General features: G+C 59.8%; 18 protein-coding genes and 1 pseudogene. 18 read left to right on the plus strand and 1 reads right to left on the minus strand.

Translation table 11 applies throughout. The annotated features are described in order from the left end of the window. The first annotated feature begins 78 nt into the window (after positions 1–78). A complete protein-coding gene (locus WAW39_RS30390; RefSeq protein WP_422323560.1) occupies positions 79–1572 on the plus strand; it encodes a type IV secretory system conjugative DNA transfer family protein in 1494 nt (497 codons plus the stop codon). Positions 1573–1631: 59 nt separating this feature from the next. Then, on the plus strand, positions 1632–2066 hold the full coding sequence (locus WAW39_RS30395) for a cyclic nucleotide-binding domain-containing protein (RefSeq protein WP_422323562.1): 435 nt from the start codon (positions 1632–1634) through the stop codon (positions 2064–2066). Between the two features lie 63 nt (positions 2067–2129). Here WAW39_RS30395 and WAW39_RS30400 read toward each other — a convergent pair whose 3' ends face one another. Continuing rightward, the gene (locus tag WAW39_RS30400) at positions 2130–4091 is read right to left on the minus strand and encodes a protein kinase domain-containing protein (protein ID WP_422323564.1); all 1962 of its coding nucleotides are present in this window, start codon (positions 4089–4091) and stop codon (positions 2130–2132) included. Between the two features lie 174 nt (positions 4092–4265). Between WAW39_RS30400 and WAW39_RS30405 the strand changes: the two genes are divergently transcribed. From WAW39_RS30405 to WAW39_RS30480, 16 genes and pseudogenes are all read left to right on the plus strand, one after another. Then, positions 4266–5018: an RNA polymerase sigma factor gene (locus tag WAW39_RS30405; protein ID WP_422323566.1), complete on the plus strand. Its 753-nt coding sequence runs from the start codon at positions 4266–4268 to the stop codon at positions 5016–5018. A 131-nt stretch (positions 5019–5149) separates the two neighbouring features. Then, the gene (locus WAW39_RS30410) at positions 5150–5458 is read left to right on the plus strand and encodes a hypothetical protein (protein WP_397381395.1); all 309 of its coding nucleotides are present in this window, start codon (positions 5150–5152) and stop codon (positions 5456–5458) included. An 88-nt stretch (positions 5459–5546) separates the two neighbouring features. Beyond that, positions 5547–5918, plus strand: coding sequence for a hypothetical protein (locus tag WAW39_RS30415; protein WP_422323568.1), 372 nt, complete (start codon positions 5547–5549; stop codon positions 5916–5918). 10 nt (positions 5919–5928) lie between these two features. Next, positions 5929–8628: a hypothetical protein gene (locus tag WAW39_RS30420; RefSeq protein WP_422323570.1), complete on the plus strand. Its 2700-nt coding sequence runs from the start codon at positions 5929–5931 to the stop codon at positions 8626–8628. Then, on the plus strand, positions 8625–9146 hold the full coding sequence (locus WAW39_RS30425) for a hypothetical protein (RefSeq protein ID WP_422323572.1): 522 nt from the start codon (positions 8625–8627) through the stop codon (positions 9144–9146). The genes WAW39_RS30420 and WAW39_RS30425 overlap by 4 nt, the downstream gene beginning before the upstream one ends. A gap of 33 nt (positions 9147–9179) precedes the next feature. Beyond that, positions 9180–10019, plus strand: a complete 840-nt coding sequence (locus WAW39_RS30430; RefSeq protein ID WP_422323574.1) for a hypothetical protein — start codon at positions 9180–9182, stop codon at positions 10017–10019. Positions 10020–10055: 36 nt separating this feature from the next. Next, positions 10056–11108: a hypothetical protein gene (locus tag WAW39_RS30435; protein ID WP_422323576.1), complete on the plus strand. Its 1053-nt coding sequence runs from the start codon at positions 10056–10058 to the stop codon at positions 11106–11108. Positions 11109–11118: 10 nt separating this feature from the next. Then, complete coding sequence (locus WAW39_RS30440; RefSeq protein ID WP_422323578.1) at positions 11119–11724, plus strand: hypothetical protein; 606 nt, start codon at positions 11119–11121, stop codon at positions 11722–11724. A gap of 11 nt (positions 11725–11735) precedes the next feature. Continuing rightward, on the plus strand, positions 11736–12386 hold the full coding sequence (locus tag WAW39_RS30445) for a hypothetical protein (RefSeq protein ID WP_422323580.1): 651 nt from the start codon (positions 11736–11738) through the stop codon (positions 12384–12386). Then, on the plus strand, positions 12383–13348 hold the full coding sequence (locus tag WAW39_RS30450) for a hypothetical protein (RefSeq protein WP_422323582.1): 966 nt from the start codon (positions 12383–12385) through the stop codon (positions 13346–13348). Before WAW39_RS30445 ends, WAW39_RS30450 begins: the two co-directional genes overlap by 4 nt. A 21-nt stretch (positions 13349–13369) precedes the next feature. Next, positions 13370–14623 carry a TrbI/VirB10 family protein gene (locus WAW39_RS30455; RefSeq protein WP_422323584.1) on the plus strand — a complete coding sequence of 418 codons (1254 nt, stop codon included), beginning with the start codon at positions 13370–13372 and terminating at the stop codon, positions 14621–14623. Continuing rightward, positions 14620–15324 carry a hypothetical protein gene (locus WAW39_RS30460; RefSeq protein WP_422323586.1) on the plus strand — a complete coding sequence of 235 codons (705 nt, stop codon included), beginning with the start codon at positions 14620–14622 and terminating at the stop codon, positions 15322–15324. The genes WAW39_RS30455 and WAW39_RS30460 overlap by 4 nt, the downstream gene beginning before the upstream one ends. Before the next feature lie 4 nt (positions 15325–15328). Then, positions 15329–16234, plus strand: coding sequence for an AAA family ATPase (locus WAW39_RS30465; protein ID WP_422323588.1), 906 nt, complete (start codon positions 15329–15331; stop codon positions 16232–16234). After that, positions 16209–16433, plus strand: coding sequence for a hypothetical protein (locus WAW39_RS30470; RefSeq protein WP_422323590.1), 225 nt, complete (start codon positions 16209–16211; stop codon positions 16431–16433). Before WAW39_RS30465 ends, WAW39_RS30470 begins: the two co-directional genes overlap by 26 nt. Then, on the plus strand, positions 16430–16783 hold the full coding sequence (locus tag WAW39_RS30475; RefSeq protein ID WP_422323592.1) for a hypothetical protein: 354 nt from the start codon (positions 16430–16432) through the stop codon (positions 16781–16783). Before WAW39_RS30470 ends, WAW39_RS30475 begins: the two co-directional genes overlap by 4 nt. Before the next feature lie 23 nt (positions 16784–16806). Further along, positions 16807–17528 (plus strand): annotated as a pseudogene (locus WAW39_RS30480) (PE family protein); the annotation flags it as partial.

Consider the following 17528-nt stretch of genomic DNA (forward strand, 5'->3'; position numbering starts at 1 on the left):
TCAAACTGTGACACACGGGCGAAAACGACGTCACAAATCACTGCTGACGGGCTAGCACCACGCAGCGCCTCTCCCAGCATGTTTTCCTTCCTCAAATTCCTCGTCGCCGTCGGCATCGCCACTTTTGGTATCTGGTATGTGTTTCAGTATGACAGCATCAATGAAGTGACTGGCGGAGTGGCCTTTCTGTGCGTGCTGGGGGCCATGGTGCTGCTGAAGTGGCAGCCGGATTTCTCGAAGAAGGACTACATCGTGAAGTACAAAAACCTCAAGTGGCTGCCGGGGGAGTTCACGCGTCATTGGTTGATAACCGGGGACACGGGGGTGGGCAAGACGACCTCGGGCTTCAATCCGCTGCTGCACCAGATCTCCGTTTCGCGCCCGAACTGGGGCGGCCTCATCCTCGGTGCGAAGGGGGACGAGCATTTCTTTGCGCTGGAGCACTTCACCGGTCATGGCCGGCCGGAGGCGGTGTGCGTGCTGATGGTGCGCCCGGACCGGCTGGACCGCAAATGGCAGCCGAAGGAGCGCTACAATCTCGTCTCAGACCCGCGGCTGCCTTACACCACGCATGCGAAAAACCTCGTCGATACGGGAGCCTCGCTGACGGAGGGGGAGCAGTCTTCCTTCTTTAAACCGGCGGCGCAGCAGGCGCTGACCTGCGCCTTTGAGCTGCTAGAAACTCTGGGCAAGCCGGTGAACGTGCTGCGGGCTTACGAGTTCCTCACGGACAAGTCGAACATGGAGGCGCTCTTCAACGAACTGCTGGATGCGGAGAGCACGCCGGAGCGCATCAAGCTGGCGAAGTATTTCGATCAGACCTTCCTCAACGCGCAGGCGGCGGAGCAGAAAGAAGGCCTCGTGGGCACGCTGAAGGTCATGCTGGGCTTCTTCACGCATCCGGACATCGCGGAGATCTTCTGCTCCGACCTGCCGAACACGATCGACATCACCGATGTGGACAAAGGGCGCGTGTTCTGCACGGCCATGCCGCAGACCTTCCAGACCGAACGCCGCTACATCAACACCTACATCAAGCTGCTGTTCTACACGCATGCGATGATGCGTTTCGACAAGCCCAAAAAGGAGCGCAAGACGGAGAACCTGCTCATCGCGCTCATGGATGAGTTTCAGGCGCTGGCGACTGCGAGCGAGGACGGCATCTCCGATCACAACGTGATCGACCGTCTGCGTGCGGCTAACTGCTGCCTCATCCTGGGCATGCAGAGTGATGCCTCATTGTTCCCCGTGCTCGGCAAAGAAACTGCGCAGGTGCTCACTTTGAACTGCCGCTCGCGAATCGCGTTCCGTCAGCCGGACCCTGAAGGGGCGCAGGCAGTGGCGGAATTCATTGCGAAGGTGGAGACGAAGAAAGTTTCCAAGTCCTCCGGCTTCCTGGGCAAAGACAGCAGCAAGACCGTGAACAAAGAATGGGACTACGAAGTGCAGCCCGGCGAGCTCATGAAGATGCCGGACGCCACCGCCTGGATCATCCACCCGTCCAAAAAGAAAGTCCGCATGCGCATTCCCGCCATGGATGGCGCTGGGAAGATTCCTGACTGGTGGAAGTGATCCAGCCCGATAACCACTCGTCTCCAACAACTCTCTGACCGTAGTAAAAACAACCAACCATGCCGTCCCTCACTCCGCTTCTAGCCAACTTCAATGCCAACGAACTCTCGCTGCTCTCCAGTTTTGGAGACTCGCGATCTTACCAGCCGGGCGACGTCGTCATCCGTCAGGGGGATGAAAATGACCATCTTTATCTGGTGCTGAAAGGGAAGCTGGAAGTGCTGCAGGAAGTGGATGGCGCTGATCAGGTCGTGGCAGTGCTTGAGGCCGGTGATTCACTGGGCGAGGTGAGCATCTTCGACCCCGGTCCGGCCAGCGCGACGGTGCGTGCGGGATCCGAGGCTGAAGTCTGGCTCATCACACGTGACAGCCTGGAGCGCCTGCACACGGCCAATCCGAAGGTGGCCTACCGACTCCTGACCCGCATCACCACCTGTCTTTCCAAGCGCATGAGGGACATGAATGACAAGCTGGTGGATCTGGCCAACCGCTGAAGCTGAGGCTCTGCAACCTCACGGGAAACCCTCCCCCATGCGAAGAGTGTGGGGTTGAGGGGCCTACTTTTTCTTGTGCCGGATGAGCGGCAGAGCCATGCGGTCCAAAGGGCTGGTGGTCCAGCGGCCGCCGAACTGGGGGAGGAGCATGACTGCCATCCGTTCGGGTTTTGGCGTTGAGCTGAGTTTGAGCGGGCGTGCAGGCGGGGGATTGGGCTGGCCGGGGCTGGGTTTGGTGCTTACACCCCAAGTCTGCCCGCCGGGGTCGGAGGTGATGGAAGTGTTGGTCGGGAAGTTGTTCCAGGCGGCGTTGAACATCTGGATCACGCGACCCCGTGGATCGGCCCAGCCGATGCGTCCGTGCTCGGCTTCCAGCCGAAAGTGGAACTGAGGGAGGCCCGCTTCGTCTTCTGAAATGGCGCTGCAAAAGATGACACGGTATTCGCCGGGGGCCAGCACCAGAGCAGCGGCTCCGGGCATCATGTTGGCACCGAGACGGTCCTCATAAAGCTGACGGTCTTTGTAGTGGATGAGTTTCCAGCCCGTCAGATCCACAGGCTGAGAGCCCGGGTTGTGAACTTCGATCCAGTCCGGGGTGTCGCCAAGGGCGGTGCGCAGGGTGCCGCTGTTTTTCGGCTGGACTTCGGTGACGACCACGGGTGGTTCAGCGGCGGCAGGCATCCAGGCTTCGAAGTCCCAGGGGCTGCGATCCGACCATGAAAAGGGAGCGCCCGTTTCCGCTTGCATGCCGCCGGTCCAGACGTCGGAGTGGATGCCGTGCTCATCGAACAACTGGCTCAGCTCTGCCAGTTCTGATGCGGAGTGTACGCTGGCCAGTTCGACATCGGGCATGTTCTTCACCTTGGCCTGTGCCTGAAGCCATGTCATGCGGCCATTGAGGAGGGAGAAGGTGCTGTTCAGCGGGACCACAGCGACGCTTTGCAGCAGCGGCGCTCCCTCCGGGCGCATTTTTTGCAGCACCTGCTTGTTCACTTCGTCGAACAAATAGATGAACCCGGTGGTGACGATGACGGTGGTCATCATGGAAATGATCGGCCGCTTGACGATGGTGCGCTGGATGGCAGGCTGGGTGATGCGGTCGGAGGCCTGTTTGATGGCCTTCTTGAGCTCTGCAGCGTTTTGGTAGCGGTCAGCCGGACTTTCGCGCAGCGCTTTGGTGATGATTTTATCCAGTGCGGGAGGGCTGCCGGCTTTTTTGGAGGGGGGCTCAAAGACGCCGACCGGAAAGTGGCCGGTGATCATTTCATAGAGCGTGACGCCTACGCTGAAGATATCCACACGGTGATCGACCGATGCGTTCGGCCGGCGCTGTTCTGGCGCGGCATAGACGGGGGTGCCCATGATGAGGGAACTGCGGGTCTGTGCCGTGGTGGTGGATTCCGCCTTCACCAGCTTGGCCAGGCCGAAGTCCGCCACGCGCACGCTGTTGCGTCCGTCGATGAGGATGTTTGTGGGCTTGATGTCGCGATGAATGACGCCATGGTCATGGGCGAACTGCAGTCCTTCACACACCTGGGCGATGATCTCCAGCACGCGGGGAAGGGGCAGCTGCTCCTGTTTCAGGATTTCAAAGAGAGAGGTGCCATGCACGTACTCCATCACGATGAACAGGTGCCCGAGGGCATTGCGGCCAAAATCATACACCGCGACGATGTTTGGATGCTGCAGCCGGGCCAGCAGGCGTGCCTCACGATGAAATCCGTCCACAAAGAGCGCATCCTTGCCGAGGTCCGGTGGCAGGATCTTCACCGCCACACGGCGCTCAAGAGAATTTTGCATGGCGGAGTAAACGGCACCCATGCCACCGCGATCAATGAAGCGGAAATCGGTGTAGCCGGGGAAGCAAGACTCGAGTTCTTCCGCGAGCGGCGGCTCCCAGTCAGTGGCCTGACCGCCAAGCACGCCTTCCATGAGGCCGACGGGATTGAGACCCTGCAATACGGAAGATCTTGCCTGAGTGCGGGAGTTGTCACCGGCATCCGGTCCGGGTGAAGTGGCACTCATCAGTCAGGGATTTCGCAGGAGAATATTTGCAGAGTTTGAGACCGCGCTCGGGCGTGCAAGAGAAGTTGAGGCAGTGACATGCCTGAGTTATCCGAACAGCCGTCTTCGTGTGACTGATTTTTTTCGACTTCCAGAGTTTCAAGAGCGTAAAAAAGTGCTCTCAGATAACAGTGCATGGCCAAGACTCCTCCAACCCATCATGGTGCTTTCCCAGTCACACGCTGGAGCATGGTGCTGGCCCTGCGCGAAGGAGGAGACGTAGGCAAAGGCAGGCTGGCGCTGGACGAATTGTGCAAGATCTACTGGCGTCCGATCTACTCGTATGCGCGCTTTCAAGGGCTGTCTCCGGCGGATGCAGAAGATCTGACACAGAGTTTCTTTAGCTTTGTATTAGAAAAAGCTTTATTTACCACGGCAGACGCAGCGCTGGGCAAGATGCGGAACTATCTGCTCACGGCTTTCAGCCGGCATATCAAGCACTGGCAGCGGCAGGCCTCGGCGCTGAAACGCGGCGGGGGCAAAGAGATCTTGTCCATTGAAGCTTCGCAGGCGGAGGATGAACTTTCCATTCAGCCACCGGACCATCGTACTCCTGAGATGATCTACCAGCGCATGTGTGCTTTGCGCATTATTGAGGCGACGGTGGAGCAACTGGCTCAGGAGCAGGAAGCGGCGGGCAAGAAGGATCAGTTTCAACTTCTGCGCCCCAGGCTGGATCCGACCCTGGCGGGGTCGGGGAACGATGCCGAGCTCGCTGCGCGGCTGGGCATGACCCATGACGCCGTGCGCCAGTCCATCTCACGTTTGAGAAAACGTTTTCGGGAAATCATGCGAGATCTGGTGGCTGGCACGCTGGCCGCACCGACCGATGAGATGGTGCAGGAGGAGCTGACGGCTCTGCGCAATGCTTTGGTGAGCCGGGAATAGGCCCCGGGAACATGGGTGGCGAATAAATCCTGTCACAGCAGACGGCGGTTTGGTTACTACACGGCCAGCAGACGGTGTTCACGCGCCGCGAGCTGAACTCCAAAACATCAAACTATTCATCACCCACAGAAATGAACTCCATTGCCATCACCACTCTTGGCACCAACATCCTGCGCTTCACGATGCCACTCGCCGCCTCCTCCAGCGACCTGACCAGCAAGTTCAGCGGCATCATCAACATCCTCAACCTTGTCGGCTTGGTGCTGGCCTTCGGCGGTCTGCTTTTCTCGGCGGTCATGTTCATGATGGGCAACACTGAGCGCGTGCTTTACGGGCTGGTGGGCGCCGGCATCGGCGGTCTCGCCTTCATCATCACCAAGGTCATGTTCTCCACCGCAGGCGGTTCCAGCGACGTGGATTCCATCGACATGGGCAACTAGTTCCCTGGCAATGGAGCTCTCTCCCTGATGTGCCCGGCATGGGTACATCAGGGCTGGGAGGCCGTTGTCACTTTTCGGCGATCCGACCATGGAACAACAAGGCGTCAAACTGCACGAAACCAACGAAGGCCGCGATTCCCAGCAGGGCATCGCCGGTTTCGAGGGGGCCAACGCGCTGTGGTTTATTCTCGCCTTCGGCATGGCGCTGATGATCTTCCAAAAGATGGCCAATGCGCCGGATGCCAACATATCGGTGGCCATCCTGGCGGCCTCAGTGCCGCTGGTGCTGGTCTCTCTCTACTGCTTCGGATTGAAGCAGGGGAAGCCACCCTCCTACGACGTGGAACTGTTTGAATGGCTCATTATCAAGGCCGCCAAAGCACCCTACTTCGCCCCCAACAAGGTGGAGCCCATCGCCCTGCCATGGGTCGATGATCCCACCAAAGACCCACCTATTTAATCCTCCCCGGATGGCGAAGTTCATCAATTCCTACCTCGACGAGGATCTCATCATCTATCGGGGCCTCCAGCGTGGCGGTGCCATCGGCAAGGGGTATAACATCGAAATGCCGGATACAGAGAACACGGACGCCAGCTGGCTCATGTCTCTGGAGGACAACCTGCGCGTGCTGCTGCGCATGGTGCGTCCGGAACTGCGGCTGCAAGTCTCATGGAGCGTGGACAGCGACTACCGCAAGGAGCTGGAACGATACCGCCAGAAGACGGAGGAGCTGCCGCAGGACCGGTGGTCCACCCGGCAGCGTGAGGAACGCTACCAACGCTACGATAAAAAAATTCGCGAGCACAAGCTGCGCCGCGAGCATCTGCAGTTTTATTTTACCTCACGCATCCAGGGCAAGTCCATGGGCGGCGGGCGGCAGTATTATGAAGAGCTGCTGCAGGCCGCGAAGCGCGAGCAGGGAGAGCTGGAGGAGGCCCTGCGCCAGCAGTTTGGCAGCCTTGGCGGCCGGGTGATGCCCATGAATGACATGGAGCACTTCGAGGCTTTCTATCGCTACTTCAATCCGAGCGCGTTTGAAAACGAGGCGCTCAAGCTCGAAGACCTCTACGATCCGAGCAAGACCGTCTGCGACATGTGCTTTAACAGTGAGGCGGCTCCTGTGCGCATGGGTTCCTCCACTTTCAAGATGGATGGTTTTTACCAGGGCATCTGCGTGGTGAAGAGCATGCCGAAGTTCACTTACATCGGGATGATGCGCACACTCACGCAGCTGGACATCCTGGACTACCAGATCATCACCAACATTGAGGCCGGGGATGTGGAGAAGGACCGCATCGCCACGGAAGGCAAGGTCGCGCGACTGGAGCGCGGCAAGATCACGCCCTCCCTCGAAGCCACGCTGCTGAAACTGCGCACCCGTATCCGGCGCCTGAGCACGAATGAAGTGGTGCCCTACCGCATGCACCTCATCGTGCGCGTGTGGGACAAGGACGCGGATGTGTGCTCCAGCAAGCTCTCGGCGATTCGGAATTCCATTTTGAAACTGGGCGGCGCGCAGTCCTATGAGCCCACGCTGCCGACGAGTGTGCGCAACTACTGGCAACTCTGCATGCCCGGCTGGAGCTGGGCCAACTACAACGACTTCAAGCTGTACGTCGAGGACGTGAATCTCGCGGACATGCTGCCCATTTCCAGCACACCGACCGGTGACCTCGATGAAGCCGAGGCGATCTACGACGGCCCGCGCGGCGCGCTGGTGGGAACGACGACTTTCGTTGGCAAGGAAGGTGCGATGCGTCCGGAGCACGGCATCATGTTCGGAGCGTCAGGTGCTGGGAAATCGGTCTTCACCATCGACCTTCTCACGCAGACGGCGCCGTATTACGACTTCACTGCGATCGTGGAGGAAGGCCTTTCCTACAACCTTTTCACCCGGCTCTATGGCTGCGAGCCGATCATCGTGCAGCCGAACGGCAATCTGACGTTCAATTACTTCGACACGCGCGGACTGCCGCTGAGCTCCGACCAGCTCGGGGGTGCCACGGCGGTGGCGCATCTCATGGCAGGTCCTCCGCCGGACATCGACAAGGACCGCATCCGCCAGGCGCTGCTGGCAAAGCAGATCGAGCGTCTCTACATCGATCAGTTTGAAACCTGGGCGAGTCACAATGCCGAGGGCCGTGCCGAGGCGGCGCGCCGTGTGGCGGTGGCCGATGAATGGCGCAAAAAACGCATGCCCAGCGGCACAGTGCTGGCGGATGCGTGGATGGATTTCCGCTCAAGCCTCATGGAGGGGGACACCATGGCCACTGAATTCGACCGTATGGCGGTGGACCAGGGCCTGCTGGAAGATTTCCTCAACAACCCGGGCAATCAATGGGACCTGATGAGCATGGCCTACACGCTGATGAAAGCGGAGGACATGCCGACGCACAGCCAGTTTGTGGAGCTGCTGAATCTGGAAAGCCGGCAGCGGCGCGCCCACCCGGACATCGGCCTGCTGCGCATGCTGCTGGAGCCGTGGAGCCGCACGGGCCGCTACGGGGCCATTTTGGATGGTGTGAACAATGTCAGTCTGAGCGGCAAAGTGGTCCACTTCGAGCTGTCGTACATTCCCGAGTCTGCCAAGGAGCTGCGCACGGTTGCCGCGTTCCTCATCACGAATGACCTGCGCAAAGAGATCATGAGCCGCCCGCGTTCCACCCGCAAGCGCGTCATCCTGGAGGAGCTTTCCGCCTTCCTCGCGATGCCGGACGGGGATCGCATCACGCGTGAGTACTATGAGCGTATGCGCAAGTATTCCTGCTGGGTGTTCTCGATCATTCAGCAGTTCCAGCGCATCAAGGACCACCCAGTGCGCTCCTCTGTCGTGGGCAACTCACGCATCATGTTCATGCTCAAGCAGCCCGATCAGCGTGATGTGGAAAGCATGAGCGAAGGCTTCCGCATTCCTTCCATCACCAAGAAGCAGGTGACGAGTTTCCCTGATCCCTCGGAGATGAAGTCCGACCCTTACGGCTCCTTTGTGTACTACCACGAGGCCACCGGAAGGCCGCGCATCGCCATCGGCCGACATCAGGCGTCCAAGGAGATGATCCTGGCCTCCGCCACCTCCGGGGAGGCCTTTGAACGCCAGAACGCCGAGCTCAAAAACTACGGCGGCGACGCCTACAAGATGATTCTCAGCCAAGCCAAATCGAAGAAATGAAAACGACCATCCTCATCCTTCTCGTGAGCATGTCCTCGCTGCTCACCGCGTGCTCCAATGCGAGCGGCGGCGTGAACAAGGGGCTCGTCGGTGCCGCCACCGGTGGCATCCTCGGATCCATCGTGGGCGACCGCCTTCTCAAGAGCAACAACAACGGCAGCAGCAGTTCATCCTCCACGACTGGGGGCACCACGACGACGAGCAGTTCCAGCGGTGGGAGCGGTGGCGGCCTCAGCAGCCATGCTGGTCTTATCTCCGGGGCCGTAGCGGGATATGCCGCCGGTGCCATCTCGGATTCCATGGCGCAAAACGAGGTGCGGCAGAAGTATCTCGACGGGTACAACAAGGGCCGGAGTGACGCCATCAAGGACCTCTACTGGCTCAAACGTGATGCCGAGCGCCCGAGCAGCGGCGATGGTGTGCAGCGCCGCTATTACGAAGTGCCCGTGCCAGAGCATGTGACCACGGACGGCGTGCTCGTCGAGCCGCGCAAGGTCGTCATCGAGGTTGTTGAATAACCCTTTTCTCCGTTCACCCACCCCAGCAACACCATGAAAACATCAGCATGTTTCGCCTTCGGGCTGTTTCTGTTCAGCCACAGCGCCGGTGCCCAGTCGCCGGTGCAGGAAGTCATCGACAACGCGCTCATCCAGCAGACGAACACGAATACGCAGAGCATCATGAGCATGCTGCAGCAGCAGCTGGATGAGGCGCAGAAGCAGTCGCAGTCGCTGACTGATCAGCTGACTCGAATGGGAGACCCCGCCACGGTCAGTCTGCCATTGCTGGATCTCATCAAGCAGGACATCACCAAATCTGCACAGGCGGCCGCCAATGGCGTTGCGCGTGAAGACCGCATCCGTGCCACGACGGGCGCGGAAGCCTTTGGCGACAACGCCTACGGTCTCGTCGCTGCCGTCAACCCAACGGTGACCTTCAAGGATGGCGAGACCGCAGACCGAGATCCCTCCCTGTACAAAATTCATGGCGCGCTCAGCGGGGATCTGGAGGCACTGGCGCAAAAATCCCGTGAGGCGGATGAGCGCATCACTGCGCTCGAAGAGCAGCGCCCCGCGCTGTTTGATCAGCTGAACTCCGCCTCCGATCTGGCCAGCATCTTGAAGCTGCAGACGGCGATCAGCACCACTGATGCGCTGATTGCCAGCGCCAAGGCCGATGTGGCGAAGAGCAAGCTGGACTACGACGTGCTGATGGAAAAGCTGAAGCTGCAGTCGCAGGTGGAAGCAAAGGCGAAAGGTGAAGAGCGCGATCTGGAGCGCAAGCACACCGCCGACAAGGCCAAAAGCAGCTCCGGCTCCGGCAGCGGGTCATCTTCTTCTTCCGGTTCGACGACCAGCCCCTTCAGCAATCTGGGCTGGGGTAAAAAGTAACCACGGTCCTTCGGATATTTCACCTCACACGCCGCCATGAACCTACTGAACAGCATGCCCATCCTTGCCGCCGGCCAGGGATTTGCCGGGGCGTTCGGTCTCATGGAAACGTTTTACACCGATTTGCAGAACACGTGTGCTGACATCTTTGATGCACTGCAGATCTTCGCTTTCACGCTCGCCTTTCTGGGACTGCTGATGATCGCCTATAAAGGAATCATGGGCGGCAGCTTTGACGGGGCCTTCGGACAGATCCTGACCATGGGTCTGGTGTGCTCCATCATGCCATTCTTTCCTGAATTCCTGGTGGTGGATGTGCGAACAGCGCTTTCAGATGACCTGCTGGCCAACCTGGGAGTGGACCCCATCGGGTTGTTTGAAAATTTTGGGGACAGTTTTAGTGACATGGACATCGACACTGATGCCAGTGCGCTCACGGCGCTCATTGTCGATCCGCTGGCGATCATCGATTACATCGCCAACATCATTGCCGCGTTCTGCATGATCGTCATCGGTCTGATCTGCTACGTTATTTTCTTCTTTGCCTACCAGGTGCAGATCATGGCCTTGTACATCGGTGCGGCCGCATCGCCGATCTTTTTTGGCATGCTTTTGTATGAAGACACCAAGGGGACGGCGCAGACCTATTTCATGGGGCTTCTTGGGATCTGTTTCTGGCCGCTGGGTTGGGGGATCGGCCTCATGCTTTCGGACGCACTGCTGACCATCGGCATTGACATCATCACGTTGATCTGTGCCACGCTGAACCTCGCCGGGTTTGGCATTGGGGTGGAGGTCATCGCCATCTTTGTGCTCGTGATTGCGGTGGCCATCTGGATCATGTTTGTGATCTTCAAGGCGCCGGGTCTGATTCAGAAGGCAATCCTTTCGGGAGCGCAGATCGGCACGGCCTTTGCCGGCCAGGCGGTCAGTGCAGCGATGGGCGGTGTGAGCGCGGGCGGTGCGGTGGCGAGTTCGGTGGTCGGGATGGTTCCTGGCGGCAGCACCGCATCTTCGGCCATCAGCGGTGCCACGGGCGCGGTCACTGGAGTGGGCAACCAAATAGGAGGCCTGGCAGGAGGGGAATGACATGAAAGGCGTGGCTGACATCTTTATCTCCAAGGAAAAGCTGGCGCTTTTCTGGTTCATGGTGGCCTGCGGCTGCCTGGCAATCACCGGCTGGTATGTGTATGACGTGGCGGTGTCCAGCCGTGGCAGCATGCTCTACGTGCCGATCGAAAAATCCTTCGTCTATCTGGATCGTTCCCTGCAGCAGCAGGATCTGGACGAGTTAGTGGACTACCATGCGCGGCTGGCGTTGGAAACGTTCCTCAACCGAGGACCCAAGGGAGCTCTGACAGGAGAGCGGCTTCGATTGCTTTATGCCGGTGCTGGCATGGACCAGGTGGAGAAAGAACTGCAGGAGTCGTATTATGATTTTCACACCCGGCACATTCATCAGGTGATGGAAGTGGGCCAGGTGCGTGTGCAGCACTTTCCCAATGGCGAAGCTGAAACCGTGGCGCAGGGCCAGCTTGTGCGGGTGAGTCTGGATCCCACGACCAATGAGGCGGTCAATCAATCCTTCGCAGTCACGGCACGGCAGACGTGGGAGAGGAATCAAAACCTCCGGGACAGCCGGCGCTTTCCCTTCGTCTGCACAAACATCGAGTACTCCATCACTGCAACCTCCAACATCGAGTAATCCCCAGACCCATGTCAGCACCGCAAGAGAAAAAGCGCAGCGCCATTGACACCCTGATCATCAGGGATCGCACCGCCGTGTTTTGGTTTCTCGTGGCCTGCATGGTGGGAGCGGCCTGTGCGGGCTATGTCATGCTCATGTCGGAAGCGCTGAGGCAGCGCCCGCCATTTGTGGTCATGGACACCGCTGGTGCTTACTACGTGCCGCCGGGGAATGTGTACATGGAGATGACGCCCATGCACATCCAGATGAGCAGCATACTGGCGGAGACCCTGCTGGAACGCAACCCGCAGGGGCTTATCCACGAGGAGCGCCTCAACAAGCTGTGCTGGGAAAATGAGAAGCATGAGACGCCGGGACTGACGGAGATTCGCAAGGAGGTGCAGAAGGAGCAAAAGTACTTCCAGAGCCAGAAGGTGGACCAGACCTCCCTTGTGGAGAAAACGGAGATCAAAGCGGCGACCAACACCCGCGTGAAGACCGTCACCACGGGCCTCATCCACCGACGCAGCTTTTTCAGCGGCAAGGAGAAGCAGGAGACCTACCGATTCACGCTCACCGTTCTCTGGCATCAGAACACGAACATCAATTCCAACAAAGGCTTCCCCTCGCAGGTGGAGACCTTGGGCAAACTTAGCCTGGAGCCCATCAGCGAATCATGAACTCACGCACTTCCAGCTGGCTTTGGCTTCTTCTCGTTTGCGTCTTCACGGCGGCACTCAAGGTGTCCGCGCAGGTGCAGCCCGGTCGGGAACTTGTGCGCCTGGACCCCAAGAACCTCGTTCACGACATCGCCATCAACAGCAATGTCGCCACGACCATCACCTTTCCGGAGAAGATCAGCCTGCTCACGGGCTACGGCCTCGTCACCGACCCCGCACAGGTCAATCAGATGACCGCGACGAAGGTGGGGATCGTGCATTATGAGAATGTGATCGGAGACACGCTCGTCGTCCGCCTCATCAAGACCGGAGAGCCCTGCCACGCCACGGTGCGCACCACGCGCAACATCTACCTTCTTCGTTTCACTCCAGCGGATGAGGCCAACCTTGCTGTGATTGTCTCTCCGCCAGCACCGACCAACAGCACGGTGGAAGTGACGCAGGACAAAGTGGTGGAGTCCCGCATTCAATACAACGCCGAGGAACTTGTGGGGATGCTCAGCAAGGTGCGCAACCGCAAGGCGCTGGAGCCGCTCAATCCCGGCCTCTTCACTGGCTGGCAGGAGCGCAACGGCTTGATGATGACCTCCACCGCGAAGGATCTCGTCACGACCATTTATGAGATCCAGCGCAGCCCGGCCAAAGACCTCACTGTCTTCCGCTGCTGGCTGACCAACAACGGTGCCAAGGAGTTCGATTTTGATCCTGCGGGCACCAAGGTGCGTGTCGGCAGCCGCAGCTATGACTGCCAGCTGGTGGACTGCGCGAACACTGTCGCCCCAGGTCAGCGCGTCGCCATGGATGTGGTGTTGCAGGGCGGCCCTGGCGGGAGCCGTGAGGGGCTTTCCATCAATCAGGATTTCCGCATTGAACTGCCAGAACCCGGACGTCAGCCGGCGCTGCTGCCGCCGCTTTCCAGCGCGGACGCCGCCGAACTCGATGCCGCAGCGGACGGCAAATAACCCGGAACTTCTCCCACTGCCATGATGCAACAATTCCAGAAACCGGCCGTGCAGATGATGCTGCTCGTTGTGGTGGTCGCCATCGCCGGGGTGGCCTTTTATTTCAGCAAGCAGCCTGCGGCTTCAGTCAACGCGCCGCCGGCGGCCAAGCCCACCAAGGACGGAAAGCCTCCAGCCGAGCTCACGCTGGTCGCAGAATCAAAGACGGTGAACCTCGGGGAAAAGCGCACGGCCATGATCGGCAGTGACCAGCAGGTGGAGCGCTTCGTTGTTCCTCCCAAGAAGCCCGCGCCGCCCAGCCTGATTTCATCCGGCTCCGGCACGCAGAAGAATAAAGCGGACAAGCCCCCCCCCTTTCCCAAGCTGGTGCACGTGAGCAATGCTGTCTCGGAGCCTTTTGTGCCGACGACGCCGAAGCTCTTCGCTCCGCGAGGCATCCTCATCAAGGCGGCGCTGGTCATCACTGTGGACTCTTCGTCATTGCAGACGCCGGTGCTCGGCCTGGTCACGGAAGACATTTACTGGAACCGTCAGCTCGTTCTTCCTGCCGGCACGCAGGTGCATGCCAAGGCCAGCAAAGGACGCATCCGGGATCGCATCGAGGTCGCAGGCGGTTTCACCTTCATTTGGGAGGATGGCCGGGAGTACAGCATCGGTGGCGTGGCCCTTGATCACGAACGTCTCAGTGATGACACCTATGCCATCACCGACGGCTCCGCCGGCATCAAAGGCGTTATCGTTCAAAACGATCAGTACGCGCAGGTGAAAATCCTCATCGCCGAAGCATTGCAGGGCATCATGAACAACAACCGGCAGCAGTTTCAAAGCATCTATGGACTCGTGCCGCAGAACAACACGACCAACGCCGCGCTCGGCGGTGGTGCGCAGGCCGCATCCGCGTACTCGAAGCTCCTGACCACGCAGCTTGCCCAGGATCTTGATTTCGTCCGTGTCGCCGCCGGCACTCAGTTCTACATTTACACCACAGACGTGTTCGAGCCGGAGATGGCCAGCATCGCCGGTCTGAAACAAAAGAACCAGCCGATCAACAGCTGGCAGCTGGATGAGGAGATGTACGCCAAGGCCCAGGCTGAGAATGCCGCCCAGAGCCAGCAGAGCGCCGTGGCGAACGCACAAGCCGAAAAAAACCGCCAGCAGCAGGCGACGGCTGATCAGATCCAGGAGGTGCGCGCACTCATCTCCAAGCCTTCGGACACCGCAGCAAGCCCCCCCGCCGTTTCCACAACTCCCACTCCCAGCAGCAGCAAACCATGAACCGCAAGCTTCTCGAAGCCAGCCTGCCCTGTGCCGCCTTGATCCTGTGCGCTCTTCTCACAGCGTGTAAATCGAGCAGCGTCAAACTCTCTGAAGATCCTCTGGTGCGTCCGGCCGATGATCCTGAGCTGGCCTACATCCCGACCTACAGCAGAAACGTGCTGTCCGACTGGCCGAAGGGCCGCTCACTGGATCCGCATGATGTTTCCCGCGTCCGTCTCGGAGAGCAGGTGCATGCCTACCACCTTGGCCGACTGCCCAGCAAGGACCGCCGCGAGATGCATGAGGCGCACACTGTTTACCGGCTGGAGCAGCCGGCGCGCTGGGATACGCGGCTGCCCGCCACGCCGATGGATTCGCGCGGTGTCGTGCTCGGCATCGTTGATCCAGCCCGCAAGGACATGCCGGACGACACCCTGATCAAACAAGAGCGTGAGGCGCTTGCGGCCAAATCCCTCAGCCTGCGCAAATCGATGACGGATCTCGATCAACTGCGCACTCAACTGATGAAGAAGAAGAGCGAGTTTGAGCAGGCGGAAAAGGGCGTGGCCGACATCAAGGACTTCCTCGAAACAACCCTTCAGGAACGCACCGCCCTCAGTGAGCAGCTCAAGCAGGCGCAGACACGCATCGATGAACTGGAGCAGGCCGAGCGCCTGCGCATCCGCAGCTCCAGCCAGGGACTGTTCCAAAAGAAATAGTGCCATGACGCCCCCTGTTGACCTAGCCCATATCCAGGCGCTTCCCGGCTTTCTCGAAGAACGCATCATCGGGCAGGGGCACGTCATTCCCAAGGTGGTGCCAATCGTGCAGAACGGTGAGCTGGGGCTGAGCGATCCCGGACGCCCGAAGGGAACCTTTCTTTTCCTTGGCCCCACTGGTGTCGGGAAAACCGAAACCACGCTGCTGCTATGTGAACATATTTTTGGAGATGTGCAGAAGCATTGCATCCGCCTCGACATGTCCGAGTATCAGAACCAGGAGTCTCTCCAGCTCCTGCTGGGCCAGAATGAAAACAGCCGGGGCAACATTGGCCGCTTTTATGACCGCGCTGAAGGGCGGGGCTTCATCCTCTTTGACGAAATCGAAAAAGCACACCCGCGTGTGCTCGACATCTTCCTTCAGGTGCTGGATGCAGGACGCATCACCGTCGCCAACGGGGAGACGCTGAATCTCTGCAACTTCTACATTGTGGCCACTTCCAACATCGGAGCTGAAGCGCTGATGGAGCTGAAGAACAGCCCCATCGCCACGGTGGAGCGCTTCATTGAGGATCTGGCTGCGGCGGAGCTCCGGCCTGAAGTGCTGGCACGTTTCAATGTGCGCTGCGTGTTTCAAAAGCTCGGCTACGATTCCCAGAAGCGAATCGCCACGATCATGCTGAACAAGGAGCTCAAGCTCCTGAAATCGAAAGGCTACAATCTCACTGCGGGCAAAGGCGTGCTTGAGATCATGGTGGCGAATGGAGTGGAGCCCCGGCTCGGCGTGCGCCGGATGCGCAGCACGGTGGAGACTTTTTGCCGCGAGGCGTTGCGCAACGCGCTGCTCAGCGGCCAGCAAACCAACGGAACTCTTGTCGCCCAGCATGGTCACCTGGTCATCGATACTTGATCACTACCACACTCACCGAACGGAAGTGCGGCGCTATGCCTTCGCTCTGCTGTTCATGGCCGGTGCGCTGTACACCGGGCGCAATGCGGCGGCGGTGGCCGGGTTTCTGGCCCTGCCGGTGCTGTATGCCTACAACCGATGGGGCGAGCCCTGGCGCAAGCGCGGTGAAGAAATGATGAAATCCAAGTCTAGAAAATGAAGCACCTCCTCACGATTTTTTGCGCCCTGATGCTGGCCGGATGCGCCATGCCGCCGCCTGCCTACCTCAATGATGACGATGTGCTGCCTGTGGCCACAAGCGTCCACTTCTGGGTCTATCACGACAAGAAAGGATGGGTGAAGTCCAACATTCACATCAAGCGCCTGCCGCGTGAGATGACCGGCAAAGAGGTGCGTCTCTGGGCCGAAGGCGTGGGCAAGCGCGACGCGGGCAAGCTGTGGACGCACTACTACGTCATGGCGGATCTGCCGGAAGGGCACTCGCTGGGGCCGGTGCTTGTTTCGCACGTGCACTCCTTTGGCAAGCAACCTCTCAACGTGGCTCCTTAAAAAAACACTCAAACTTTAACCATATGCCTGAAGAACAAGAAGAAGCTGGAATCGGAGAGTCCCTGGGCCAGGGAGTCGGATCACAAGTGGGTGGTGCTGCTGGAAAAGCCGTGGGGACGGCGGGCGGCAAGGCGGCGGGCAGTGCTATCGGTGGTGCCATTGGTACCGTCGTGCCTGTCGTCGGGAATGCTGTCGGCTCCGCTGTGGGACAGCAGGTCGGCGGTCAGATAGGCGGCCAGATTGGCAACCAGGTAGGTTCAGAAGTCGGTGGTCAAGTGGGCGGAGCCGTGGGCGGCGCGGCTGACACGGCGGTGGACGGTGCGGTCAGCAGCATCGGGGGAGCAGGGGGCGACTCCGGTGGTCCCGGCAATATCCTCAGCAGCGTGGGCGGCATGGGCGGTGGTGGTGATCTTCTTGGCAGTGTCACCAGTTTGGCGGGTGGGGGCGGAGGTGCCGGTGGTGGTATCGCCAGTCTGGCAGGTGGCCTGGGTGGTGGCGGGGGTGGAGATCTTCTTGGCAGCGTGACCAGTTTGGCAGGTGGGGGCGGAGGTGCCGGTGGTGGTATCGCCAGTCTTGCAGGCGGTCTCGGTGGCGGCGGCGGTGCAGGTGGTATGCTCAGCAGTGTGACGAGTCTGGCCGGCGGTGGAGGCGGCGGTGGTGTCGCCAGTGTCATGGGCGGCCTGGGCGGCGGCATCGGCGGCGAGGGTGAGGAGCCCGGCATGGCCGAAGGCCTAGGGCAAGGAGT

The sequence above is a fragment of the Prosthecobacter sp. genome (genome assembly GCF_049294395.1).
Lineage (GTDB): Bacteria > Verrucomicrobiota > Verrucomicrobiia > Verrucomicrobiales > Verrucomicrobiaceae > Prosthecobacter.